Raw genomic sequence first — 26,749 nt, 5'->3', positions numbered from 1 at the left:
ATGTAAGGTATGTAGGTGGAAGCAGTAACGGAAGTGAAACGATAGGTATCTGGGTGTTTGACAATGGAAGTACTTATTCTTATGCAACAGTTACGGTAACTACTCAATTACATTGAATAGCTGGATAAGCTTAAGTGGATGGATAAGTAATAGTTTGAACACGGGAGTTGATTATATAGATTATATAGATTGGATAGAGTTGGACGCATCGAATCACCTAATTGTGGATGGTAATAATATCGCTTCATCAACTCCAAATAAGTGGGAACACGAAAGCTTTACCTTTACTACAAATCCCTCGACCGTAAAACTCGTAGTTTGTGTTGTGATGATACTGGAGCAAGTGGTAACGCATTTGCAGCTGGAATACAATTGGCGAAGCAGTAAAATAATGTTCTTTTCAGGAATTAGCCGGGGCTTAATGAAAATTATTGTTGGAGGTCACTATGCGAAAAAGAATCTTATCATTTTACTCAGCATTGTCTTAATCTTTGCACTTATTTCTCCTACTTTTGCGGCTACACAGAGTATTTCGGAGTGGAAATCAAATTTAAGCGATGACGCAGCTACAGTAGCGGGCTCTTACATCATCAAATTTAAAGACGTCTCAGCTAATCTTTATTCATCATACACTCGCTCCCATCTGACTGATAGGTGGGGGCTATTTGACGCTCACCTTTCAAAGAGAGCGGGATTATAGATTATCGGTACGAAGATGGCCTACATAACTCTGAAACAAACGAGGATATGTGCATAGCTCTAATAAATGATAGCATTCTCCTGCTTTAATTTCTTGCACATCACCGTTAAGATCAAAGCTAAATACACCTTGATTAATAACAGCTTCAAAGGCCTTTCTTTTGGTTTTGGTGCAACTATTGAAAATAATCAAAGATACCGGTTGTGGTGCAAAGCTCTAATTCATGATAACGTAAGTGATAATGAAGTCATGGGATGGAGCAATTTACTTTGGAAACCAAATTGGATTTATTTAAATGGAAGCAATATGAATCAACAATTATTTTACTTACCGTGAGATGGTATTTGAAATATAGTTAAGCTATCGAGACATCATAGAAATGATGAGCGAGCGGGGTTTAAAGATATCCCATACAACAATCATAAGATGGGTCAGTGAATTTGGCTCGAAATAGATAAACGAATCCGCAGCTATTTGAACCCTCAAACGATTCGTGGCGCACGGACGAAACCTACATCAAAGTCAAAGGTCAATGGAAGTATTTATATCGGGCCGTTGATTCTATGGGGAAAATGTTATCTGAAAATCGTGATATGTCAGCAGCAAAGCGTTTCTTTACAAAGTCTTTATCCTCTCCACATAATCAATTACCTCGTGTGATCACTTTGAATAAGAACCCGGCATATCCACGAGCCATACTAGAATTAATAAATGAAAAAGCCTTACCTAAAGAAACCTTGATTAGACAGACCAAGTATCTAAACAACATTGTCGAGCAAGATCATCGATTCATAAAAAAAATCACAAAACCGATGCTTGGTTTCAAATCATTTCTAACTGCAGAACAGACGTTAAAGGGAATCGAGGCCATGCATATGATTAGGAAAGGGCAGGCCGAAAATAATTCGTCTGTCCCCTCTGCTGTTGAATGGCTCCATATAATATTTGGTATTGTGGCATAGGTAATTACAATTTATTGGGTAATTTCTGTATTTTTTAATTCTTGCACCACAACCCTTTTTTTCGCTTGTGTAGGTCAAAAAAATTTTCCTTACATTATTCTTTCTTTCTTCTCTATTCTAATACCCCAAGACATCCATTTTTTTATACCTACAAACAAAAATGGAGTGGCTAAAAGACTAATCCAGAAGAAACCGTTAACTACATATTTCATGTCAGATCCACCCCATACGGAATTATAAACACTAGGAGATACCTTCTTTAATTCTCCTGGAGACATTGACGTACGTAAAGTTTCTTTTGCTTGACTATGATAAGAAGAATCATATTTTGGATTAAAGTCAAAAGCAATAATATCCATGGCATTCCAAGCAAGGAACAGAGTTAAAACAATGACGTATACAAAGATTAGAAGTTTAGCTTTTTGCCTTTGATCCAAATATAGTTCAATAGGTTTATCTTTAAAAAGGCGTAGAAATGTAACGAAGAGTAATGGCGTAATGAGAATTCCACCCCAAAAAAATGGTGTATGTATAGTTGGTTGAGACACCTTTATAACCCAATTCCTTAATTCACCTTGAAGAAGAGGATTGCTTAAACCTTCTGCAAGAGTTGGATCATAATCTGGATTCGCCACTGTTCCATAATAATAAGTAACCAAACCCCCAAGGAATACAGCAACGATTACAGCTAAAATGCGACGAATCATAATGTAACCTCCGAATTGTAATAAACACTAAAAAACTATCAATGGCGTCTATCTTTTGTAAAATCAACTTTTTCCCTTGCAGTACTTTACATGGTACAACCCAATAAAGTATAAGTTACTCACAAACTATTCCGTCACCATCTCGGTCCAACTTGCTGCTGTAACCAGGATCGCCGCGGTGTAAGGGGGCTTTGCCAGCTTTCTTTACTTCCGTACAGTTGTTGTAATGTATGTTACTCGCAGCAGAAGTTTCTTTAGGCTTAACGGCTGGAGCAGACTTGTGAGTTTCAAATTTTGCATTCATATCAATCGGGATATCTTTTTTTGCCTTGCTGTCATCAAAACCTTTATCTGTTGCATAGTTTTCAAAGCTCCAAATGCCAAGCTTAGCCTCTTGAGCCTTCTTCTGTATTTCTCTGAATTGATCCACATATTTAACGTCAGGAGGGAATACAGCAACTCTAGCAAATCCTTTTTCTAGCAACATTTCATTAAACATTTTGTCACCTATGTAAACGTAGTAGAGGAGGCGCTTATACTGATCTCGCACAGAAACATCGCGCTCGAGCTTCACGTCCTTACCTTCTAGCGTTTCCTTCGTAAAAGTAGACGCCTCTGGACCAAACGGTTGCACAGGAGTATTCGGTTTTTTAGTTTCAGGCGTATCAACAAGGATCATTCTAACGGTTTCTTTCTTCCCGTTGATTGTCACTTCAAGAGTATCGCCGTCAACGGCCCGATTAACCTTGGCATCGATGAGTTTTTTTGTTGTTTGCGGGCGCGGCAGGCTGGGGGGGGGTATTGACTGCAATTTGTGCTGCAGTTGAAGTTGCTGTGGTTGCCACAGGATTCACAGGTTATTTTTTTGTCGTAGGATTCGATTGTCCACATCCTGATAAAATAGCAATAAATGCTGCAAGTACGATTAACCTTTTCATTAAAAATATTCCTCACTTGTCATTCCCGAAGGTTGGGGTATTTTGGCACAATATATCAAACCCAACTATACCAAATATAGGAATATAGTACCATACCTTGTTAAGATAACTTTTCATAATTGGATAAATAAGGGGATTTATACCATATTGTCGAAATATATATCTGAAATAAGAAAGGAAACATTGTATGGCTATATAAAACGCACTTAAGATTATAACCGAACAAGCAACCGATCAATGGTTTGCATAGGGTGCTTGTTGAGTCGTTTCATGAAGGCCGTGACATGAAGGCGAATGCGATAGAATTTGCTGAAAAACACATTGTTGATGACGTCGCTCTTCAGCCATTTCCAAACCCCTTCCATTAGGTTTAATTCAGGACTGTAGGGCGGAAGAAAAACAAGCTGCAGACGTGGATGTTCCTGTAAAAAGGCCCGAAGGCCCGCGGCTTGATGGATTCGGCTATTGTCCAGAATCATAACGATCTTTCCTGCTGGATAAGATTTCAGCAAATCGGAAAGGAAACGAATCCATGCCGCCAGGTCCGCCATCTCTTCTTCCCGATGATGAACCTGACCTGTCTCGTAGTTGATCGCGCCGAACAACTTGGCACCTTCAACCTTCATCTTCAAACAGCAGATGGTCAATGGCACCCTCCTCAAGTTTGCGCTTCAACTCGGGAAACGTCACGTCTCGAAAGGCGGTTTGGGCCTCCAAATCTGCCTTAGCAAAAGGGTATAGGTTGCCTTGGTGAAGCTGAAACCCGACCGCTTCAGAACTTTGCTGACGCCACGAACGCTATAGATAATGTTAAACTCACGCTCAATCCATGAAGCAATCAGCGGCAGTGTCCAAGTGTAGCGTGCTTCAAAGCCTACATCTGCGGGCTGCTTGTTGATCAATAATTCAGCCAGCTGTCCGAGCTGTTCTTCGTTCAATCTAGGCGGCTTTCCAAGCGAATGCTTCATGAGTAGACCTTCCAGACTCTTTTCTTGATAGTCCTGCCAATAGAGGCTAATGGTTTGGCGGACCAGACCCAAAAGACGGCTGATTTCAGCAAAGCTGTGTCCTTCCAGGTGCAGACGCACGGCCAGATAACGTTCATACAGGGGTTTGTCGTTGGTTTCTTTCATGGCTTTATTCAGCGTATTGATTTCACTTGTACTCATGTTTAACGCTACTTTTGGGATTGTCTTACTCATTATTTACCATTTGATGGCTTGGTAAGTTTTTCATGTGCGTTTTATATAGACGAAAAAGTAAAGCAAAGCAAGAAGATAAATTTATCAATGGGGTTTTCGGGTTATCCACTTTTGGGGCATTTTTCGGAACATATTACTTAACTAAATCGCTATCCACCTCTTTTGGCGTTGTGGCCGTAGCTTTTGTCGCCGTAACAGTTGCAATGATTATCCGTAAGATGAACTATAAGGAAAAACTCAGGCGTTCTGGTATTGGAGATATCGATAAGATGGACGGAAGAGAGTTTGAACTTTACCTTGGTGAACTGTTCAAAAAACACAACTGTGAAGTAAAGGTGACGCAAGCTAGTGGAGATTATGGGGCCGATCTCGTGATTGGCAAAGCAGGAAAAACAATTGTTGTCCAAGCTAAACGTTTTAAAAGCAATGTCGGAATTAAAGCGGTGCAAGAGGTTGTTGGTGCTATAGCTCATTACAAGGCTTCTGAGGCTTGGGTCATTGCCAACAGCGACTACACTGATGCTGCCCAAGTGTTGGCTAAATCTAACAACGTCTGGCTGATCAGCCGTGAAGGACTAATTGAGTTTATTTTAAAAATGAATTCAGCTGCTGGCCCAAAACCGAGTACTCTGAAAATCGATCAGGAAATACCGCCTGCAGGAATAACATGTTCCAAATGTGGAAGTGCAATGGTTTTACGCAAGGGTTCTAAAGGTGATTTTTTAGGATGCAGCTCCTACCCTAAGTGCAGGCATACTAAAGCAATGTAAAAGTATTCGAGCCCTCATCCTTCGGGATCCAGGGCTTTTTGATTTGTAGTTCAAGAAATATTTCCAGTAGCGGTAATTTGCGTTGTGAATCCGTCCATCTGAACCCCAGCGGCAGCAGGCCCGTTAGCAAGCTTCTATTAGTGCTATGGGTTGAGGGAATACAACAGAAATACTCTTTAAAGAGGCTCATTATTGGTATGGAGCCGACAGGACATTACGGAATAAACTTGGCAAATTGGCTCTCTAATATGGGTATAAGCGTGGTTATGGTGAACCCAGCCACCACTAAATGAAACAAGGAGAACCGCGATAATTGCCAATCTAAAAATGATCCTAAAGGTGCGCTTGTTATTGCTGACGTGATCAGCCGAGGCTTCTATTATGAGTACTCACGACAGGCCGTTGTCTTTCAAAGGTTGCGAACAATTATGAGTGATCGGGAATACTGGGTAACGAACAGTGTGCGGCTACAGAACCGAATCATCCGTTGGATAGACATTCACTTTCCTGAGTTATTTTTCTGTGTTTAAAGTTTGGACCTGCAAAACGTTCCATGGCTACACTTAGGGAATTCCCTTTTCCCCAGGATGTCGAGTCATTATCGGTCTCAGATGTAATAACAAGTTGGAAAGAGCATATGCAGCGAGCCGGTGGTTCTACGGGCATGCAGAAAGCTGCACAGCTCATTTCTCAAGCTAAGAAAAGTGTAGGCGATACGACTTGCTGCTAATGAAGCGAAGCAGGATTTGGAGCGACTATTACAAGAGTTTGAAAGGAATTCTGAGATACTATATAAGTTGAACTAAAATTATTCAGGAAGTTGGTTGGTTTCCAAGCGAAGACATAGACGATCAATAATCGTCTGAGCATCGAGAGCTATGTTCTTCATAAATGCGGAAACTTTCTTACGGATCTCAGTAACAGAATGAAAAAACACATTGTTAATGACATCTGCCTTCAGCCATTTCCAAAGTCCTTCGACCAGGTTCAACTTCGGACTATATGGCGGTAAGAAAACCAATTCAAGACTCTTTTTGTGTTTCTCCAAAAAAGGTTGAAGCAACTTGGCATGATGAATACGGGCATTATCCAGCACCATGACGATCTTTCCTTGAGGGTACGCTTCAATTACGCTTTGAAGGAAGGACAGGAACGTCACCGCATCATACTGTTCATCTTCTTTCCAAAGAATGTGGCCTGTAGCATAGTTCAGAACCGCTAATAGCTTATGCCTGTTGTCTGGATGACACGTTGCTTGCCTTTGAGAAACCACGTATGCTGAAGCGCTTGGTAATCGCGGATCATCGACTCATCTTCGAAGAGCAAGTGAGCGATTTCCTCATCCATTAATCTTTTTTCAAAGTAGGAAAAGTCACTTCTGTGAAGACTTGTTGCTTGGCTTCATCCGCCGCAGCTAGCGTATAGGTGGGTTTGGTGTAGCTGAGCCCAAGTCGGTGCGCCATTTTTGAAATGCCACGCAGTGAGTAGGTAGGACCGAATTCTCGCTGGATATATTCGCCAATGAGATAGAGGGTCCAACTATATTTGCTAAGAAAACCGACTTCATGGGGAACGGAAGATACGATAGTCTGCTTCAGTTGATCTTGCTGTTCCTTCGTCAGTCGCTCAGGAGCTCCTGTTGAATAGTTTATTTGCAGTCCAACTACACCAGCCTCGCGATAGGCACGCAAAAATTTATAGACCGTTCGTTCCGTTCTGCCGATAATCTCTGAAATCTTTAGCGTATTTTTACCTTTCAAATGCAGATAAATGGTTTGGTACCGCTCGAACATGCGCCGATCTTTTTCTTTTTTCATCAAGGATTCAATCTCAATATACGTTGGTGTCGTTTCCATCATTTCACCGTCACTTTTAGGTTGTAGTTCTTTATTCGACGATGTGGAAATGAATTCCTTTAGTTCAACTTATATAGATAGGATAGAAAAGAATATACAAGAATTGCTAAGCGAAATTCCTATAGCCGACCAGCTCCGTTCTATTAAGGGACTAGGCTCAATCTGTACTGCAGCTATTCTTTCAGGAGCCGGTGATCTAAAACAATACGCACATGGGCGTCAATTATTGCGTAAAGCTGGCCTGAATTTAGCTGAAAGCATGTCAGAAAATAATGTTCAAGTCAAGCATATGAAGAAGCAACAGTCTATATTTAAACTGCTTGGAAAACTAGCAAGAATTATAATTAGTATTGTTCATAAGGGAGAAACTTTTTCTCATGAAATAGCTGCTCCAGTATTTATGCAAGCTGCTTAAGTAGAACCACACAATCAAGTGGATTGACTCATTCGCAGGATTTTAAAAAGAAAGCACGGAAAACCGAGTTACTGCCCGGCAAGGGCTTTTGACCCGTCCGCTAAACGCTATCGGTCTCCACGCCTTGGTCAGGTGTAACGTAGGAATGTAAGGGCATAGACCCGTCGAGCCATGGGATGGTGAACACCAAGGAGAAAGTGGAGTATGCGTGCAGAATAACAGCAATTGGAGAAAAGTTCCAAAGCCTTTCTTCTGTTCCCGCATATCAAAAATTACAACGATGGAGTTTGATAAGCTTACTTTCTGGACGACAACTGTTATCAGGGCAACGGAATCTTGCGAATGAGTGAGTAAAAGTGAGATAAACCCTTAAAACCGAGGGACGGGCAGTAGAATTTAATAATAACTGATTTTTATCTTCTGCATGTTTATGGTAAGTGTTAGCATTACCTTAAGAAAAATGAATAAAGAAAGAAGGTGCATTTACAGTGGACCTCCTGATAGTCAAAGTCCCCAAAGAAGAGAAAGAGATACTTCAAAGTTTAATGCAATTTTATTTCTATGATTTTTCCGAATTTATAGATTATGATGTTAAAGAAAATGGATTGTATGGAAAATATCCATATTTAGACGATTATTGGGTTGATGAAAATAATCGACTTCCTTATTTAATTAAACATGAGGGGAAACATGTAGGATTTGTATTGGTTAGATACATCGATATTGAAGATAAAGAACCTCATTTTTCAATTGCAGAGTTTTTCATAATGAAGAAATATCGAAGATTAGGGTTTGGTAAAGAAGTAGCCATAAAAATATTTGGTGTACATAAGGGACATTGGAAAGTGTTACAAATGGAGAAAATGTTCCCGAACAGTTATTTTGGAATAAAGTGATTAATGAATATACTGAGGGAATTTTCTCTGATCGAATAGAGCAGGGAAAGAGGATACAAGAATTCCGCAACTAACGGGGAACGTTAACACAATAACAACAGGACGAGGCTGCCAGCACGATCGGCAGCCTCCACTACGTTAACGGGCAGTTTAATGGCAATAACGATTGAATACACTTTTTGTTGCATTAGAAGTTTTTTGGTGGTCTGACACACAGCCATAATAACTAAAGGGACGGAGATAATGTTCTTGTCTTTTGTCGGTTGACAAGAACATTATCTCAATCATGAGCTGAATATATGGGCGTTTCATGTGCAGATGGCATCACTTATAAACTGCTCGAAAATGCACCGCTCGGAAAAGAACTGCTGCGGATGGATTTTAGCTATAAACTATGTTAACGAGGAGTTAGCCCCACTTTGCTTTCTGTAATCTATATACCTCCAAGCTGCGTTGTAAGAATTCCCCCTCATCTTCGGTTAACGATTCTTTTCTCCCATTTGTGATCATCATGTTAATACTTGTTGTGGGTAATTTCATTGGACCAAATATTGTATGGATTTGGAGGTCTTTCTCAGAAAGGATCTTTTCAATTGGTGTTTCATTAAAATCTTTGTAAAACCGCAGCACGACATTAAACAAATTAAGTTTATCCGTCAGACTGAAAGTATCTCTACCGTAGATTTCAAAAATGGATAAACGTTCGGCAATGGCGCCAAAATTAAATCTTTCTTCTTTATTGGTTAGAATCCCAACGTAAGTTGAACTGAGATTCGCTTGCTCTATTCGAGAAATGAGTTCAAGAAGTTGGCTAATATCCCCTTTAGTCACAATATAATCAATTGTATCCCACAACAGATTTTCTATGTTGGCAATAAATTGCTTTATTTCCTCTGGGGCTTTGTCCGTTGTTCCAACGTTTACTAGGGTGTCAGGATCACCACCAGTTACTTCTGCCAAAGCTCTCGTAATATCTTCGGAGGCTGGTGGCTTGGTACCAGATTTTAATTTGCTAATGTAGGATCGATCGATTGTGATACCTTTCTGCTTCAAGAGGGTAGAAATCTCAGCTAAATTCAGTCCACTCTTTTTTATATAGTTACTTAATAACTGGGCATAACGCACGGGTAATCCCTCTTTTCCAAGCCGTTTCAATTACATTATACCCAAATTTATGGGATTGACAAATAAACAAAATAGGCATAGGATATATTTTAAATAAAACGTGACTATAATGGTCATCATCGTGACTTTATTTTGACGTTAATATACAAGGTTTATAGATTACTAGATTTGGCAAGAATAAGTACAATTAAGAAGAATTAAGAAATATTTATTAATGAGGAGTCTATCATGAGAAGTACAATTAATTTATCTATTGCAGCATCTGTCCAAGGCGTTATTTTGAATTGTGCGAAGTTAGACTTTTACGTAATGGCTCCAAGCACACAGACCTTGTGTGATGTTTGGGGCAGATGAAGATACACACCAAATTTTTAGCTTAGCGATGGAAAAGAAAGAGGAAGATTTTAAATCAAATTGGTTAGAGTAAAGGAATGAATCACTAGACGAATATGTATTAACACAATTTATTCAAAAAATGGGTTGGGGGAGACGCAAATGGATTGGAGAACTAAGTCGTGGATTGAAGAAGATGTCGAATTTGTCCCGAAACGAAATGTAAATAACAAAGGAAGTCGTTATTTTCGTCATATAACTGGATTTCTCATTAGTCAGAAGATGAACAGAAAAAAAGTTGGTTATGAGTCTTTATGGGGTGAATGTTTATTTTATTACATTCTAGAGATGGACCCATTGATCGTTCGATATTACGAACAACCAGTTGAGGTTCCTATCCGTGAGTTGAATGATGCGTGCGATCTCTCAGAATGGATGCATGTTCCTGATGTTCTTGCATTTCGGCATGGGTATAAGCCTTTCTTATTTCAAATTAAGGGAGGTAATCAAAGCGAGCAAAAAGATTACAGTTATATAAATTCATTTTGTCATGAATATGCAAAATCCCGTGGTTGGAACTATAGCATGGCCTTTCCAAAGACTTTAGAGGAAGCAATACAATTTAACATTAGGTTACTAAAAAAATATGACAATCTTAGGTTTGGATCGGATAGATGGATACCTGAAATCAGAAATAAAATGAAATATATCCATGAAACGTCCATTTTGGAACTAGCGAGGGGATTTTCCGCCCAGGCTGATTTTCGGTCTATCCTCCCGTGTATCTACCATCTCATTTTTAAGGGAGAGCTTCAGACTAATGTTCGATCTCGAATTACAGAAAAAAGTATAATTCGAGCTGGCTCTTGTTCTGAACAATTTCTGGATTTATTCCATATTGAAGGAGATGCATATGATATCACTAACGCTTCGACTAGATGATGAATTTATGTTGCAAGGTATCAAGCATGTCATATTTTCGCTTGATCCTCCGAATGTCAAAATTTTGCGGACGGATGGAAAACATCAGGCAAGAGAAATCACTTTAGCTTCCTTGTTTAAAGATCCTACTTTTGAACTTATTAATACTACTAAAAAGAATGTCATCAAGGAAATGAAAAAGGAGCAAAAACGTCATCTTGCCGTACTAGATACATTGACTCCAAATGTTCGGGATCTGGTATCCTCGCGCTATGAAAAGATAAAACCTGTCATTCTGTATGAGAAAGTGAAAGAAGGAGATCTACTTGCAAATATTACGTTTCATGGACTGTTTAAGTGTTATCTTAGGGAAAATGAGACGATCCTCGATATTTCAAAGGAAACACTATTAAAACGTATACACGAGCAAGATGAGAATAAATTATCTCCCCGACAATTAAAACGATATCTAAGGTCATATAACGAAAACGGGATGAATGGTCTAGTCAGAAAAAGCTATGTGAATCCTGCTGTTCGAAAAGATACGACAATGGTTGAGATATGTCATCCAAGTAACAAAGACTTTGTTTTAGACGTCCTCTATCTTCGGCTGGACGAGGCATATGGGTCAATTCTTAAAGATGCTATTGAGAATCATTATTTGAAAAAACGTAAAGTCAGTATTTCTTATCTAGTCGAACACATTATTGCAGTAAAGTGTGATTCAAAGAAACTCAAACCTTTGGGGTACGACACCGTATATCATATACTTAAGAAGGAACTGAACCCGCAAATTAAGGATCGTATGAGAGAAGGAACAGCAGCCTCGGAAGTTTACGATCCAGTCGCTCGTGGTTTTTCAAACACATTTGCTCAAACACCTCTACATATCATTGAATTAGATCATACTAGACTAGACATGGATATTATTGACGGCGAAAGCGGGGTTAATCTAGGACGTCCTTGGATCACGCTCGGCATTGATGTCTTCAGTCGTAAGATATGGTGCATGCATATTTCATTTGAAGCCCCGTCTGCAAATAAGGTCCGAAAAGCTATTGAATTTGGTATCTTCTTCAAGGATGCCAAAGAGAGGTATGGTACGCAGAATGATTGGGACATTCAGGGTATACCCGCTATTATCTATATGGACAACGGTTCTGATTTTAAGAGTCAAGATGTTCAGAGAATGATAACCGAAACTCTTGAAGCAGAAGTCATGTATCGCCCTGGCAGAACACCGCATTATGGAGCGACAATTGAACGGCTTGTAAAAACCTTGAATCATTATATTCATAATTTGCCGGGGACCCGTAAGAGCAACCCGAAGGATTTAGGAGAATATGATGCGGAAACCGAAGCCATTTTTACATTAGAAAATATTATTGAACTCCTCACTGGCTATATTGTTGATGTATATCACCACACTTCTCATGAAGCACTTCCGCTCGAATATCCAACACCTGCTACAATGTACTATCATGGGCTTGAGATCCGCGGTGATGTTCAATTTGTTCCGAGGGAATATGAAGACTATTTTAGAATGGAACTTCTCCCAACAAGGAAGAAATCTTATACCAGAGATGGGATCCGTGAAAGTAATGTATATTATGCTTCTAATGAAACTTCAAAGTTTATTAGCAGGCAGCGAAAGAATTATATTGTCAAGTATGACATTGAGGACATTTCAAAAATTTATTTACTGGATACGGATTCAAAAACATATATAGAGGTACCGGCACAACTGCCGCCGGCAGCTGAACTACAAAGGATGAACCAAAAAACTTACAAGTTAATACTTAAAGATCTTCGTGCTAAGGGAATAATCAATAAGGATCAAATTCCGGGTGCAAAGGATATTATTGCAGGGAAAAGACAGCTTCAAGAAAAAATGAAAGAGATGATTAAAAGTAACAAAAATGTCCGACAAAAGGCGCTAAAGGCTGGCTTTCATCTGGCTCCAGGACCCGTGCCACAAACTCAAGCAGTTGTTCAACCTTCCTCTAAAAGCAGTCGCATTGAAGAATTGAGAAATAAGGTTAATCATACAAGGGAGCAGCGCAGAAACGGAGATGCCGGATCATGATAGACCCCAAATTCAAAGAATTTCAGAAGCGAATTGTTAATCTGTATATCGAACATCCAGATGTACAAGTCATATGGGAAATGCTTGATACAAGGAGATTGTATCGTTCCCTTGGGGTTGAACTTGATTCTGATGAATCACAAATTAACCTATTCATTACTGGTAAGCCGAGGGTAGGTAAGACACAAGCCATGAAGAGGTATGTGAAACGTTATCCAAAGTCCATTTATATAGATCCTAAAGGTAGAGAAATCGATGTGAAACCTGTGGCCTTTATGAGGCTCCCAGTTCCCTTTACTGCAGCTGCGTTCTACAACAATATCGTAAAGGCGGTAGGACAACCAGCCTTTCAAAGTAACGAGAAAGTCGATTTTATAAAAACACAAGCTTTTTATTTATTGCAGATACATAAAGTTGAGATGTTAATCATCGATGAGATGGATTACTTACTAGCTAATACATACACAAATAAAAAAGCTGCTATGGAACTTATTAAGGATGTTACCAATGAATCAGATGTATGCCTTGTATGCGTCGGAACACCCGCTATTGAACAACTTCGAACACTAAATGATCAATTGATTGGACGGTTTCCACAAACAACTTTGCCCTGGTTCAAACAATGTGACGAGCAGTTTTTTGAGTTACTTAGCAAAATTGAGACTCAGCTTGCACCCGAAGTTCCCTTAAGGTTGACAGATCCGGATATCGGCGAGCTGCTTTACGAATTAAGCGGTGGACTAATGGGTTGGTTAAAACCTATCATCAGAGAGTCATTTAAGATTTTAGGTATTTTCCGACCACAATTTGATACTTTTTCAGTGCTTGATAAATTTGATGCAGATGTTCTGATAGAGGCTCGTGAGAGAGTCTTAGGTCAATTAAATGAAAAAGATCTAGAGAGGATTACTAGGATGGAGGACTAGTGTATGAAAGAAAATATTAGTCAAGAGCAATTCTCTGTTCGTACACCAGTCATAGAAGGGGAGAGCCTTGGAGGCTTTATACATAGGCTAGCTTACGATAATGGGTTGCTTCACATTAAAGGTTTTGCAAAAAGGCTTGGAATTTCACTAAAGGAAATCGATGGGAATATTCTTGGTGAAGACGCATATCGAAAGTTATCCCAACTATCTGGAGTCAGTCTAGAGGTGTTGATCTCGATGATGTCTTTGAATAAAAGCTTAGATCTACTGGGGCCTTTCTTCTCAAAGGCTTTTCTTACAAAATATGTAAGGTACTGTCCTGTCTGCATTCAAGATATACAGCATCATAGAACCATTTGGAGTTATCGTCATGTTGGATTATGTATAGAGCATCAGCGAATATTAATCGAGGAATGTCCTTCTTGTAACAAGAAAATTTCGTTAGCTTCTCTTGTGAAGGGACGTTGTCTGGGGTGCTATGCTAAATTTACACTCTTGGAACTATCCGATGAAGAAAGAAGAATTGTAAAAGCTTTCTTACCTTCTCAAATCGATTATCAAACTAGGATTACAGAATTTAACAATGATGAGAAATCATCGTTTAAATTAAATTTCGTTGAATATTTTATTTTGGCCATATATTCGTTTTATCTGTTAGAGGGAATGAAGAACTTTGTTAATAGTGATAACCAAGTTCGAATCCAGATATTTCATAACAGAGCAAGTAGAACTACCAATATGGAATCACATTTAAGAGCAATAGCCAATGTTCATTGGATGTACACCAACTTTCCAGTGAATTTTTATCAAGTGTTAGATGCGCATTTACTTAAAGAACGTTCGTTGCTGTATGAGCAGAAAGGGCATTTTGAAGAACTATTTAAATCTTGCCCCTACAGCGAGATTAAGTCGTTCTATGAGTCATATTGGATTGAGAAATATAACGAAGGAATTGTTCGAAAGGATCTATCTATATTTAAATCAAATAAGAATTTGCTCGAGCGTACAACATACTTGCCTAAAGAGCAAGTTAAAGCGAGTTTTGGTATAGGACTCGATCGGATTCGGAAATTTCAGGGTAGTCATTTACAATTTAGTAGCTATCGGAAAGGGGATTATATCCGCCATCTTGTGAAGCGTGATGAGGTAAAGCAAATAAAAACTATACAAGAAAAGTATATTTCTAAGAAAGAAGCTTCCCTAATATTAGGCGTCCAGACGTGCTCAGTGGACAAAATAATAAATGCGAACTTGCTAGAAAATTACAAAAGTGATTTATTTCGAACACCACGACTTTGTAAGGAAGACGTATATAGTCTACTGACTCGCTGCCGCGGCCTGATGCGAACAGGTCTAGAAGTAGGGATTCAGTTCCATAAATTGTTAATCCAACAATCGGTGAATGGGTTAAAAGTAACTGATTTACTGGAGCTTACATGTAAAGGTAAATTACATCCTTATCATTATAAACATGACGGGAATATGTCTGATGTCTATTATGATCAGCTAGAAATTGAAAATTTAATAGTAGTGTTTAAGGAACGTCGAATGCTTGAAAAAGGCTTATCTATGCAGGATGTCATGGGAAAGCTGAATGTGGGAGAGAACACGATGCATGCCATGGCGGAAAATGAACTTCTACCGCCTGATCAAATAATTACATTAAAAAATGGTAAGAAACGTTACTACTACCAACTTAGTAGAATTGAGCAATTCATGAGCCAATATATTAGCATCGAACAAGCAGTTATTCGGTACGCCATTTCTTCCTACCAGCTAAGGAAATGGATTAAAGAGGGGAAATTGCAGGACGTTGCTAATCGGAGATTTCAACATTATATACTGAGAAGGGAGCAAGTTGAGGCTCTAATTAAAGGCAGAGCTTCGTAGCCATGACAAAAAACACACGATTGCAAGTAGCAGAACTAGAGAAGCTTGATATCAGGATTCCAATTACAACAGGAAATTCTCTTTCCTCTTATTTATTTGAGATATGTGCAAGTTTGGGGAGAGGGGAAGTATTTATTTGGAAGTCGTTTCATTGCGGCTCTAAGTTTACACTTCGCCAGAAACAAATATATAAATTGGATTATGATTTCGCAACAATTCATTTTGAACGATTATCAGAATTAACTAAGTGTTCTACAGAACAGCTTCAAAATCTAACATTTTTTCCATTGTACCACAAATTCTTTGATAATCCATATGCTGATTATGTTAGAGCAATGGTTATGATTCAGAAAGAAATAGTAAAAAACTATCGTAAATATTGTCCATTGTGTTTAAACAATGAAAAAGGATTCAACTTGTTATGGCAAATTAAAGGCTTTCGGATGTGTCTGGAGCATAAGGTAGAACTTCAAAATTCATGTCCACATTGTAAACAAACCATTCTTTACCATGACAACGTGCTTCGACTTCGACGTTGTCCTCATAGCGATTGCAGAGGCTGGTTAACTGAATGTTCATCTCGAATAACAGAATTAGAGGTTTTGAACGAACAGTCGCAACTTTACCATTTGTGGAGCTTTTTTTTAGACCCTAAGAAGGTATTAACGAAAAGGGTGACAACTTTCTCCATGGAACAATCTCTTGCCATCAAGCTTCTTTATGTGGCTCAAGGTTTTTCTGAAATTTATGACCGCAGTAAGCAAATAGGGATAAGCAACCCTATTGCTAAGAGCCTGACTTCTTTTGTACGTGGAAACAGAGCCGTAAAAAAGGTAACGCTACAACTAATTGTTACTATCATTCGAACAAGGCAGCTGAATATTGAACAATTTGCAGAATTGGAAGTGCCGCTAAGCTTTGTTAACACGATATATGCTGAGAAGAAAAACGAAGCTTCTGGCTTTTGTTTAGCCCCATGGTGTAAAGAATATCGGAAAAAACAATCTATGATTCTGATAAAAAAGAGAGTAGAGCCACGTCGTGCAAATTTAAGGTATCCAAATTATTATGTGTGTATTAGCTGTTTTCTACGATATGCTTATCGCCCAGACAACCAAATGTGGAACGAGGTTGATAACAGAATTGAAAATGTTAAAATGGTAAGGAAGTTAGCCAATAAAGGATTATCCAAGATAGAAATATCTCGACAACTCGAAATTAATTTTTATAAAGTAAGTGAGATCATAGGGTATCTTGCATTCCGAAACTTGCTTGACCCTTCGATTGAAAATGATTATAAGCCTGATGTTACACCGGGCAATTTAGCAGAGCTATTTGAAATGGTACAATGTGATATAACTACATTTCCTGAGAAGCGCTTTAAAAAGTACAAAGAAAGATTCGGTTGGAGTTTGACGGAATATAGCTATTTTTATGCAAATGATACAGTTCAAAGATTCTTTCTGAACAAGCAGTCAAATTTGAAAAAGCCAATTGCGAAATTTAATGCTATAGAGAAAAAAGCCAATCAAGTGCTTCAGGAACTGATTCGTTCGGAGTTAAGACTTTCTTACGAGCAGACAGCAGCAGCTTTAGAATGTTCCGAGAGTACACTAAGAGCCCATGGATTATCTAATATCATTGAACAGGCCAAATCTAAGCAGAAGTCTCTTCATCTTCACCAAGAGGAGAAAAAACTAAGAGGTAAGGTGGATCACTTTATACTAAATGCTAAAGATTCAGAGCCCCTATTATTAAAAGAAGTATTTAAAACCTTAGGTCATCAAAGGGATTATATAAAGAATAAATATCCAGGCTTGTTGAATTATATAAATGGGAAGGTGAACACTCATAATGAAATTTTCCAGAAAAGGGCATGGGAAAACAAGAGGGAGGAGGTCAAGGCAGCCGTTCAAGAGGTTATCAAACGAGAGCCTTTAAATGTAACAAACGTTGCTCAGAAAGTTGGTATTGAAAGGCCACATGTCAAGGGATATAGTAAAATCAAAGCACTCATTAATGAAGTAATAAAAGAATATAGCGCTGTTTAATTCAATCTTGCACATATAAAAGTGTGTAAGAAGTTAATTCTGTTTAACAAATAAGAGCCCATCTCCATGTAACAAGAAATGCATACGGGCCGGTTCTAAATAATTCCAATTATTTCTGGTAATGTTTCACTAGGACATTTTCAGGTTGGTCCAAGAAAGAGAAAATACTACTCAATATACAATAGTAGATATTACGGTCATAAAACCTCTTAGTCTGAATAATCTAAAGAATTTGTGAGGGATTGTCATGGAAAAAGAGCTCGACGTTCTTGTTGAGTACTTAGGGAAAAATGTATCTGATATTGAAGTGAAACTTCAAAACGATAAAAAAAACCATTTGCTGCAAGGTGAACTTAAGGGTTTGCAGCACGCTTTAAGAATTAATCGAATGTATAATATGCATGAAGACAGGCGCCATTCAATTGATATTGAGATAGATTAGTTATTGAAAAAAGTAAATTGAAAAATCCTTAGTTATATAATGCATTATTGTGATAATACTAAATATTGACAGGTTGCCAGCACTGTTGGGCATATAAAAAAGATTTTTATTTTTTAGTTGAAACAAATGAACTGACCGTTAGGTGGTCAGTTTTGTGGCGGTTGGATATTTTATGAAAAGGAGACTTAGCCCAAAGGGATTAGATAATAATCCCCTTGGGCGTCTTCGTATTGTCTTATCATTTCTTTAGGTGCCAGCCCCTAGGGAATCAACATACCAATATGATTTCCTCAGTTGTTATTCCTTCAACCCGATATCCTGAGTGAATCTCTGTAGAATACCCTTATTTATGCATCTCCTGTTTCATAGCTTGAGCCGACATACATCCTCCCTACGAATGAACGTTCGAATCCTCCCCCTTTTGAATTTAGGTTTTGCTGACTCAGAGGTGATCAGAATATCTTCTGCGTTAAGTGAAAGTGAGTACGTTGAAGATCCTGAATACCTGCGCTTCTAAACTATTTTAGACCGCTAATACGTCGCGTGAAATGTATATTACTATAACAACAAAAAATGATGACATGAAGCAACTATGTACGTCTACATCATTGCGGAAATTCATAGTGATTCAAAGAGTGCTGTTGATTATCAGTAGGAATTTTCGAAATATCATTAATTTGACTAAGTATGAAGATTTCATAAGACTTCCTCAGTAAGTCTTACTTAGTAAGGACATACCGCAGTGCTGATCTTGCATTCTGAATTCTAAACTGTTCGGTGACATCTATTCCGTTGAATTTAATTGTAATTTCACAAATCTGATAGATGTGCAGATGTGCAAGGCCACCCAGCTAATAAAATAAATTGATAAATCAAACTTATAGATTTTTTATATAAAACAATATTTTCAGTAAATCTATAAAATAACATTTTTTCATAAAGCTTAGTTGTTATTACGATGATAGATCTGATTATTGTATAATGATTACAAAGTAAAATTTTCCAACATTCGACATTTCATGTCTGTTATAATAAGCATGAGTAATTGTCGTAATTGATAAAATTTTCAGATCATATATTGAACTATTTCCTTTTTTCTAGAAACTAATTGCATATTAATTGGGGGCATAGATTCTGATAAATAAGAATGAAGACAACAAACCACAAACTCATTTACCAATAAACGTTTTATCAAATGATCCAGGCGACGAGACACAGAAGAGATTTAGGTATCAGCATACATTTACAGTGCTAGTGTCTATACAAATGTTTGCAGGGAATATTCCGTATAAAGAACTATACTGCGAACATCATGAAGACATTTTAGCAGTCAGAGAAGATGGTACGTATGACGGCTGGCAAATTAAAACAAAGCAGCTTTCAGATGGACCTTTTGAGCTAAGAGACGCTGCAATAAAAGGAAGTCTTTTAAGATTTATTAAATTGGATTTGGAGTTTATAGATTCGTTTTCCAAGTTTATAATTATTTCTAACTGTCCTTTTAGAGACGATGATACTGGAAAAAGTCTCATTAATCTTCTGGAACAGGTACGGAATAAGTCTTCTCAGGAAATGAAGCCGCGTGATTTATCTAAATTTGTTGATGAATTAGTCGAAGAAACAGGTGTTTCAATAGAAAATGTTATAAAAACATTGAAAAAAACCGAAACTTTAGTTGGTCCTGGACTAGATGACATAGATGCGAAAATTATTAACGACCACATAGGAAAGCTTCCAGAATGTACTGGAGCAAGTGTTGAAAAATTACGAATCTTACATAGAAGAATGTGCGAAAAAATTTATTTGGCTTCATCGAAGTTGTTAGAAAGAGCAATAAACGATTATGCTGTTTTATCAAGAGGAGAAGCATGTGTTGCTGCTGAAGAAATTAATGCAAAGCGGATTACTAAACAAACTGTAGAAAAAATTGTTCACGAGAATCTAAATGCAAACGTATTTCTAAGTGCTAGGTCGGAAGTAAATGACATATCACCTGCAAAGTCCAGTCAACTAATGATGTATAAAATGTCATCAGGGTTTATTGATATGGAAGAAATAGAGATTATGGAAGACTTGCGTGCTAATTCTGAAGATTACTTTCTAACAAATAGTTTTAAGGTCGAAGATCGCCAAGGATATCTCAAAGAGTTTAATCAAATCAAAAAAATTGTTCAAAACCAGTCAATAGAGGCCAAGTCAAGAAACAAGAAAGAAGAAGCTCCATACGGATCTGAGATGCTACATTCCATTGAAGACCGTTTGAAAGATGTGGCATTTAACAGAACTAAAGATGTGTTTGATTGCCCATATGAAATTTTGAAGGGGCTAGTCGGGATACTCACTAATGAATGTAAAGTGTCTTTTAGTAAGGAGCCACCCGGAGGTTGGTTGAAAAATGTCAATGTCACTGATTGAAAAAGTAATAAGTTTAGACGAGCGTGACGAGCTACATGTAATAAGGATATTAATTTTACTTCACACACTAATTGGAAAGAAGCAAGATAAAACGACTATTGAATTGACGAGATTAGCTAAATTAGATTTTTTATTGCGGTATCCATCCGCACTTGAAAAGGCTCTCACTATTCTTAACAAAATAAAAGAGGTAAATATAACAGAAGCTGAAAAGAATAACATAGAGACAAACATGTTAGCGTTTCGTTATAGTCCGTGGAGTGGTGACTTCAGAAGATTACTAGTTGTCTTAAGTGCTAAGTGCCTAATTACGTGGCAGCGCAGAGAAAAATATTTAGATATATGTCTTACAGAAAATGGAAATGAACTCTTTCTGAAATTAAATATTATCACTGAATTTTCTAGTATGATTAAGCAAAGTAAAGCATTGAAAACTAATATAGCAAGTCTTTCAACGTTAAAAATAGACAATTTAATGTCAGAAGTACTTACTGAATTAACTTTGAGCTAGGGCAAGGAGTTTATTAAATGGACATTCGTATAACGAACTTAAGTGTAAGATGTCGAAAAGAAAATTTTAGTGTTGATTTTTCCAGTTCAGTAACTTATTTCTATGGGAAAATGGGTGCAGGAAAGTCAACAATACTTAGATTAATCGATTTTTGTTTAGGGAATGAGTTGGTTGAGACCCCTGCCTTACAGCAAGAATTTATTGGAGCAGATCTAAATTTAATCATTAAGCAAAAATTTGTAGTTTTATCACGTGACAAAGGTTCTAATCAGATAAATGTGACTTGGATTTTACAAAATTCTGCAGAATCATTAAATGTAATCGTACCTACAAAGGCAAGTGCAGATTCGAAACCCATCATTCCCAATACCTCAATACAAACATTATCTGATTTACTATTCTTTTTATCTGAGATGCAACCACCTAAAGTTAGAAAAAGTAAAATTAAAGACGACACTGAGTTGATTAGATTAAGTTTTAGAGATTTGATGTGGTACTGCTACCTAGATCAAGATCAAATTGATAGTTCCTTCTTTCATTTGGGTAGAGATGAGCACGAGTTTAAAAAACTGAAAAGTCGAGATGTAATGCGTTTGCTTCTAGGCTTCCATCAAGAAACGGTTGCTCAACTTGAAACTGAACTTTTTGATGTAAGGCGAAGAAAGTCTACGTTGCACGAAACAGCTGATCGAATTCAAAGTTTTTTAAGAGAAAACAATATTGCAGAGACAACAGAGATAGAATTTGAACTTCAAAATTTAGAATTAGAGTTAGAAAGTATGAAATTAGATGCTTTACATTTGAGGGATAATTTAATAAGAGAGAACGTACATATTTTGGATGAGCATAAACAAAGAGCAATGCAACAGTCTAAAAATTTAGATCAGCTATTTAAAGCGCATAATGATTTGACGGAGCAAATCATTAGAAGAAAGAAACTACACAATGAATTTAATGTTGCTGCTTTAAAAGTAAGTAGATCTACTATTGCTCAGAATCTACTTAGAGGAATAGATTACTGTAATTGTCCACAGTGTGGGCAAGAAATTCAAAATAGAATTAACAAAGAAAATGTTTGTAAACTATGCTTGCAAGATTATTCTAATGAAATAAATAAAAACGAAGCGGAAATTATACAAGCTGATTTAAGGAATCGTCAGTCTGAACTTAAAGAATCTATTCACAAATTAGAAAGGCAACTAGAAGTTATAGAACGGGAAAGATTATATATTGCTCAAGAAAAGTCAATAACAGATATAAAGATTAATGAATTAGAACGAGATTATGATTCAGCCTACTTAGCAGAAGCAAGAGATTTGGAAAGACAAACGGGTGTTCTTGAGGGTAGAAAACAGGAATTATTGAATTTGCTACCATTACCGATGAAGATTGCTCAATTGTACAAAGAAGTAGAGGAACTAGGAGTTACTGAAATAAGACTTAAGAATGAACTGGAATATGCAAGACATAATGCTGAAATGGATCGAGGTAATTTAGATGAACTAAAAAGTTTATTTCTAGAGAATCTAGCTTTGGTAGGTTTTCCAGGTATTAATATAGATGATTATCTTGAGATAAGCACTACTGATTTTATTCCAAGGATTACGAGATTCGGTGAAGATGAACTGTTCACTACTGAATTTGCTAACTTGGGTAGTGGAGGAAAGAAGACGATATACAAATGTTGTTATATATTGGCTATTCATCGTCTTGCAGCTAGGAAACACATTGCTTTACCGTCATTTTTGCTAATTGATACACCTATGAAGAATATTAGCGAACGTGAAAATAAAGATATTTTTGAAGGTTTTTATCATCTTATTTATAAATTGTATTCCAGTGAACTCAGCGACAAGCAATTAATTATTATAGATAAAGAATTTTTTAGTCCTGTGGGGACACCATATGAGGATTATTTTAAAATAAAAGATAATTTTAAGGTAACTCATATGACACCGGATGACCCAGAGAATCCACCATTGATTCAATATTATCGCGGGCATTAAATTTTCTATTGTGATGGATATTAATTTATAATAATATTCATTTCAGGTAAAATGTATTTAGAAAAGGGTAAACTGTTTAGCCGAGTATTATCTTACATCATTGAGGACATTTTATACTAAAAAATCCCGGAGTTATGACAAATTTGACTACGCAGATTGCCAGATTGTACTAAGAAAACCCCCGATATACGGGGGTTTTTGTGACAAATTATATTAAAGTGCACAAGGCAAACGACAACATTGATCGTTTGCCTTTTTTATTATAATCGTAAAAATAACGGAGCTGAGGAACTTATGAATAAAAGTAAAGTGGTAGTTGTACCCAATGTTTATCATGATGAAAGTTTGATTAGTTATATTTATAGATTAGCTGATGTCAATAATCTTGATAAGGCTTGGATATATGAGTCGCTAGGAATAAATCTAAGCAAAATACGTACACATGGATTTCAACTGGGAAATGAAAAAATTGACACATCGATTCTTGCTGACATCACAGGAATTGATCAGATCGTATTGGATGGCTTGTCAATATAAAAAAACAGTACTGTCCATTATGTTTAAAAGAGAATATATACTATAGAAAAATTTGCGATTTAAATATTGATACAAGATGTCATATCCATAATTGTTTATTAATGTGTAGATGCAATAATTGTAACAGATATATAACAACTCAAGATATTTTAAGTGGAATATGTAAATGTGGATACATGTTATCAAACAATTTGATTGTTAGATGTGAAAGTTCTGATTTAGGATATTTGATCTCAATGAAAGTTGAACAATCATCCATTGATCAAAATTGGAGAAAATCAATTTCAGAAGAATTTAAAAAGCTAGAGCTCGATTTAATCGTGTATCTTACAATTTTTTTATCGTTTAAAATTTCACGTGGTTTTTATCAAAGAAGAATTGCTTTCACTGGATCAAGCGATTTCATATTTTATGATAAAGTTACAAACGAAGCTTTCAATATTTTTATTAATTGGCCACAATCTTTTTATGATTTTTTGAATTACTTCAAAAAAATCCCTAAAAACAATCAACTTCTGACAGGATTGAAAAGAGATTTTGGTCGTTTTCATTTTGAAATTAATAAACTATCACTAATCCCTGGCTTTAGATTTTTTACAGAAGAGTATAAGAATTACATACGATATATTTGGGATGGGGGAAGTGGTCCAAAAATATTAGATGCAAACTTGAACAGTAAGTATATTAGTGCATATCAAGCTAGTAAACTCTTGGGAACCAAATCTATTAATTTTTCAACTCTAATTAATGAAGGTACACTGGAAGGCAGAATTGTTCTAAGACCGTCTAAAAACTTAATATTAATAGATATATCGTCTTTAGAGAACTATAAAAAGCAAAGGGATTTATCCCCAAAAAGTAACAGAAACCAAGTCGAATAGGAAGCAGCAAAAAAACAAGGGTATATTACTGTGAGAGAAGCTGCACTTAGATTAGAAACATCAATAACAACAATGACAAAAATAGCGCTAGAACATTCAGTTAGAAAAGGTCATAGGATCTTTATTTTGAAAAGCTTTGTAGATAATCTATTTGAGCTCATTAATAATAAAAGTAAAGTTTTCAACGGTGAATCTAAATTAATAGAATTGTATCATGCACAAAGATATTTTATTAAAACAACAAATAAAACTTTAAAGGAATATTACAAGTTCTTATTTGAAACAGATATCCAATCATATATAAAACCACAAAAAATTGGACTTGAAAGGATATATTTAAATAAACAACAGTTGATACAAGAATTGAGAAGTTATGAGTTTAATTAGCAAACGGAACGGTCTGGATAGTGATGTTTAGGTTGATACCATAGTCTATTGTATGTCCTGATTAAAAATTGCTCGCTCAACGGGAGTATAGTGAAGTGACGGTACTATTAAGAAGATACGATAGATGTTGCCGAAGGACGGGCAAAAATGTTGAGTTAAGTATCCATCGGTAACTTCATTTCGTTAAAGTCAGCAGCAAATTGAAGGAATGTTATAAAAATAAGTATTGCTTGCAGCTAAGTGAAAGGATAGAATTGGAAAAAAAGTATTCAGAAAGATGTTCGTTTGTACTTTGAAAAAGCGAAAGGAGTGGAACTATAAATGCCTGAATCAATAAAAATAAGTATCTCTGAGATGACTCATTGGTGTAAGAGCATTCTACATAAATGGGTGGAAGATGATTATATTGTAAACACGTGGACAGAAATACAAATCAATCGTGATATTATTGGTGATTTTCCAAGAGGTACTGCACGGCTCGAATCAATTGTAGAAAGAATTAATAATGGAATTGTGACTAAACAATTGGAAGTCTCAACGGAGCACATTACACCAATTTCAGCTCGCGTTTTTTCTACTTATAGAAATTGGCCTGATGAAGTCGCGAGGAAAGGTGCATTACTTGCATCATCCATAGCTGAAACGTATGGAATTGGGGTCGTTGCGGTGCCTAAACCGAACATCATTGGGGAAGGCTTAAAACCGATTCTATAAGCAAATCAAATAGGGCTAATAATAACTCAAAACAACCCACTATTGAATAAAGGCATTACAGATCTTAATGTAATCGGCAATAATCCGCTTGCAATATGTGCACCAGGGACGCCGCCTTTTTTATTTGACGGTTCTTTGAGTGCTCATGTCACCCCTCACTCAGCGGTTGGACTAAAAGAATATGCTGACCGCAATGGAATTCTTCCACCTGGAATTGTACAAGATGTAAACGGTGATGCATCTCAGGACGTAAATATACTGTATAAAATTCTCCAAGGGGATCGAAGTAGCGGATCTTTTCCGCCCTTAGGTGGAACTAAAGGTCTTTGGTTAGCAATGGGTATGGAGTTTATTGCAGGTGCATTAACTGGGGGGTTCTTTGAAAATGCACCAGGTAAGCCCTGGGGGGAAGGGGCAGTAATATTTGCATTTGATTCAAAATTATTTGGCTCAGTTAATATGATCAAACAAATTCAAGATTATTTGAAGCAGTTTAAAACCTATCCAGGATATAATTCTTTAGAAATAAGTAATCAAATAATGAGCAGGGGATGGATCGAATATCCCAAGAGTCAACTAGAATCAATTATTCGTGTCAGCAACAGATCAGGTATCAATTTGAATTTCGAATCATTACGCTAACGGGTACGAGAGTTCAAAAACGACATGAGAAGGCAGCTGGACTCAAGTGGATCGGTTGCCTTTTCTCAAGTAACTGGCAGTTTTGCATGATGACCACAAATATCACGAGGTGAAGAAAATCACAGTAAAAAAGTCATACCACAATAATTAAACTTTATATACGTATCCATCCATCATAGAGTAAACTTATTTTAATTGGCGACTACCAAAAATTATAGCTTAAGGGTGGAGTGTATGGAGGAACGTATTATAGTTAGGAAGATTCAATATGATGAAATAAGTCAACTGTTGTCACTATATAAGCACTTAAATCATGATGACCCTGAACTGATATATGATGATAATCTAAAAGTACACTGGGATGAAATCTACAATGTGGATTGTCAACATAAAACTGGACAATATTTATGAGGGGATTTTTCTAGCTTCAATGGGA

Annotated in this window: 22 protein-coding genes and 4 pseudogenes; 21 read left to right on the top strand and 5 right to left on the bottom strand. The window is 36.9% G+C overall.

Features of this window, described 5'->3' with window-relative positions; genetic code table 11:
* Positions 1–154 precede the first annotated feature (154 nt).
* Complete coding sequence (locus tag OB236_RS22250) at positions 155–700, top strand: hypothetical protein (protein ID WP_262685961.1); 546 nt, start codon at positions 155–157, stop codon at positions 698–700.
* Between the two features lie 254 nt (positions 701–954).
* A pseudogene (locus tag OB236_RS22245) lies at positions 955–1,662 on the top strand (IS6 family transposase).
* Between the two features lie 89 nt (positions 1,663–1,751).
* Here the strand turns inward: OB236_RS22245 and OB236_RS22240 are convergent.
* Together OB236_RS22240 and OB236_RS22235 are read right to left on the bottom strand one after the other, a co-directional pair.
* Positions 1,752–2,369, bottom strand: coding sequence for a hypothetical protein (locus OB236_RS22240; RefSeq protein WP_262685960.1), 618 nt, complete (start codon positions 2,367–2,369; stop codon positions 1,752–1,754).
* Positions 2,370–2,484: 115 nt separating this feature from the next.
* Positions 2,485–3,180 carry a thermonuclease family protein gene (locus OB236_RS22235; protein ID WP_262685959.1) on the bottom strand — a complete coding sequence of 232 codons (696 nt, stop codon included), beginning with the start codon at positions 3,178–3,180 and terminating at the stop codon, positions 2,485–2,487.
* Between OB236_RS22235 and OB236_RS22230 the strand changes: the two genes are divergently transcribed.
* Positions 3,171–3,395, top strand: a complete 225-nt coding sequence (locus tag OB236_RS22230) for a hypothetical protein (protein ID WP_262685958.1) — start codon at positions 3,171–3,173, stop codon at positions 3,393–3,395. The genes OB236_RS22235 and OB236_RS22230 overlap by 10 nt on opposite strands.
* A 124-nt stretch (positions 3,396–3,519) precedes the next feature.
* On the opposite strand, the pseudogene OB236_RS22225 reads toward OB236_RS22230, so the two are convergent.
* Positions 3,520–4,476 (bottom strand): annotated as a pseudogene (locus tag OB236_RS22225) (IS630 family transposase).
* Between the two features lie 65 nt (positions 4,477–4,541).
* Here OB236_RS22225 and OB236_RS22220 point away from each other — a divergent pair.
* Together OB236_RS22220 and OB236_RS22215 are read left to right on the top strand one after the other, a co-directional pair.
* On the top strand, positions 4,542–5,279 hold the full coding sequence (locus OB236_RS22220) for a restriction endonuclease (protein ID WP_262685957.1): 738 nt from the start codon (positions 4,542–4,544) through the stop codon (positions 5,277–5,279).
* Between the two features lie 320 nt (positions 5,280–5,599).
* Positions 5,600–5,809: pseudogene (locus tag OB236_RS22215) on the top strand (IS110 family transposase); the annotation flags it as partial.
* A gap of 278 nt (positions 5,810–6,087) precedes the next feature.
* Here the strand turns inward: OB236_RS22215 and OB236_RS22210 are convergent.
* Positions 6,088–7,135, bottom strand: a pseudogene (locus OB236_RS22210) (IS630 family transposase).
* A gap of 49 nt (positions 7,136–7,184) precedes the next feature.
* On the opposite strand from OB236_RS22210, the gene OB236_RS22205 reads away from it, so the two are divergent.
* Entirely contained in the window at positions 7,185–7,550 is a 366-nt protein-coding gene (locus OB236_RS22205) for a transposase (protein WP_262685956.1), read from the top strand.
* Between the two features lie 488 nt (positions 7,551–8,038).
* On the top strand, positions 8,039–8,446 hold the full coding sequence (locus OB236_RS22200; protein WP_262685955.1) for a GNAT family N-acetyltransferase: 408 nt from the start codon (positions 8,039–8,041) through the stop codon (positions 8,444–8,446).
* A gap of 408 nt (positions 8,447–8,854) precedes the next feature.
* Here the strand turns inward: OB236_RS22200 and OB236_RS22195 are convergent, their stop codons facing one another.
* Positions 8,855–9,571 (bottom strand): hypothetical protein, encoded by a 717-nt coding sequence (locus tag OB236_RS22195; RefSeq protein WP_262685954.1) that lies wholly within the window; start codon positions 9,569–9,571, stop codon positions 8,855–8,857.
* A gap of 495 nt (positions 9,572–10,066) precedes the next feature.
* Between OB236_RS22195 and OB236_RS22190 the strand changes: the two genes are divergently transcribed.
* The 14 genes from OB236_RS22190 to OB236_RS22125 all read left to right on the top strand — a co-directional run bounded on the left by OB236_RS22190 (position 10,067) and on the right by OB236_RS22125 (position 26,313).
* The gene (locus OB236_RS22190; RefSeq protein WP_262685953.1) at positions 10,067–10,846 is read left to right on the top strand and encodes a PDDEXK family nuclease; all 780 of its coding nucleotides are present in this window, start codon (positions 10,067–10,069) and stop codon (positions 10,844–10,846) included.
* Positions 10,818–12,911, top strand: coding sequence for a transposase family protein (locus tag OB236_RS22185; RefSeq protein WP_262685952.1), 2,094 nt, complete (start codon positions 10,818–10,820; stop codon positions 12,909–12,911). Before OB236_RS22190 ends, OB236_RS22185 begins: the two co-directional genes overlap by 29 nt.
* Positions 12,908–13,837 (top strand): TniB family NTP-binding protein, encoded by a 930-nt coding sequence (locus tag OB236_RS22180; RefSeq protein WP_262685951.1) that lies wholly within the window; start codon positions 12,908–12,910, stop codon positions 13,835–13,837. The genes OB236_RS22185 and OB236_RS22180 overlap by 4 nt, the downstream gene beginning before the upstream one ends.
* Positions 13,838–13,840: 3 nt before the next feature.
* A complete protein-coding gene (locus tag OB236_RS22175) occupies positions 13,841–15,727 on the top strand; it encodes a TniQ family protein (protein ID WP_262685950.1) in 1,887 nt (628 codons plus the stop codon).
* 2 nt (positions 15,728–15,729) lie between these two features.
* Positions 15,730–17,778 (top strand): TniQ family protein, encoded by a 2,049-nt coding sequence (locus OB236_RS22170; protein ID WP_262685949.1) that lies wholly within the window; start codon positions 15,730–15,732, stop codon positions 17,776–17,778.
* A gap of 247 nt (positions 17,779–18,025) precedes the next feature.
* The gene (locus tag OB236_RS22165) at positions 18,026–18,220 is read left to right on the top strand and encodes a hypothetical protein (RefSeq protein WP_262685948.1); all 195 of its coding nucleotides are present in this window, start codon (positions 18,026–18,028) and stop codon (positions 18,218–18,220) included.
* 1,131 nt (positions 18,221–19,351) lie between these two features.
* Positions 19,352–20,635 (top strand): dsDNA nuclease domain-containing protein, encoded by a 1,284-nt coding sequence (locus OB236_RS22160; protein ID WP_317259369.1) that lies wholly within the window; start codon positions 19,352–19,354, stop codon positions 20,633–20,635.
* Complete coding sequence (locus tag OB236_RS22155; protein ID WP_262685947.1) at positions 20,616–21,146, top strand: hypothetical protein; 531 nt, start codon at positions 20,616–20,618, stop codon at positions 21,144–21,146. The genes OB236_RS22160 and OB236_RS22155 overlap by 20 nt, the downstream gene beginning before the upstream one ends.
* Before the next feature lie 17 nt (positions 21,147–21,163).
* Positions 21,164–23,152, top strand: a complete 1,989-nt coding sequence (locus tag OB236_RS22150) for an AAA family ATPase (protein ID WP_262685946.1) — start codon at positions 21,164–21,166, stop codon at positions 23,150–23,152.
* Positions 23,153–23,446: 294 nt separating this feature from the next.
* Complete coding sequence (locus OB236_RS22145; protein WP_262685945.1) at positions 23,447–23,689, top strand: TniQ family protein; 243 nt, start codon at positions 23,447–23,449, stop codon at positions 23,687–23,689.
* Positions 23,690–23,925: 236 nt separating this feature from the next.
* Positions 23,926–24,570, top strand: coding sequence for a hypothetical protein (locus OB236_RS22140; protein WP_262685944.1), 645 nt, complete (start codon positions 23,926–23,928; stop codon positions 24,568–24,570).
* 30 nt (positions 24,571–24,600) lie between these two features.
* On the top strand, positions 24,601–24,957 hold the full coding sequence (locus tag OB236_RS22135; protein ID WP_262685943.1) for a hypothetical protein: 357 nt from the start codon (positions 24,601–24,603) through the stop codon (positions 24,955–24,957).
* Positions 24,958–25,278: 321 nt separating this feature from the next.
* Complete coding sequence (locus tag OB236_RS22130) at positions 25,279–25,671, top strand: hypothetical protein (RefSeq protein ID WP_262685942.1); 393 nt, start codon at positions 25,279–25,281, stop codon at positions 25,669–25,671.
* Positions 25,672–25,680: 9 nt separating this feature from the next.
* The gene (locus tag OB236_RS22125; protein WP_317259368.1) at positions 25,681–26,313 is read left to right on the top strand and encodes an Ldh family oxidoreductase; all 633 of its coding nucleotides are present in this window, start codon (positions 25,681–25,683) and stop codon (positions 26,311–26,313) included.
* The last annotated feature ends 436 nt before the right edge of the window (positions 26,314–26,749 follow it).

The sequence above is a fragment of the Paenibacillus baimaensis genome (assembly GCF_025567575.1).
The sequence above is the reverse complement of the archived record's forward strand: the minus strand, read 5'-3'. Positions and strand labels throughout refer to the sequence as shown.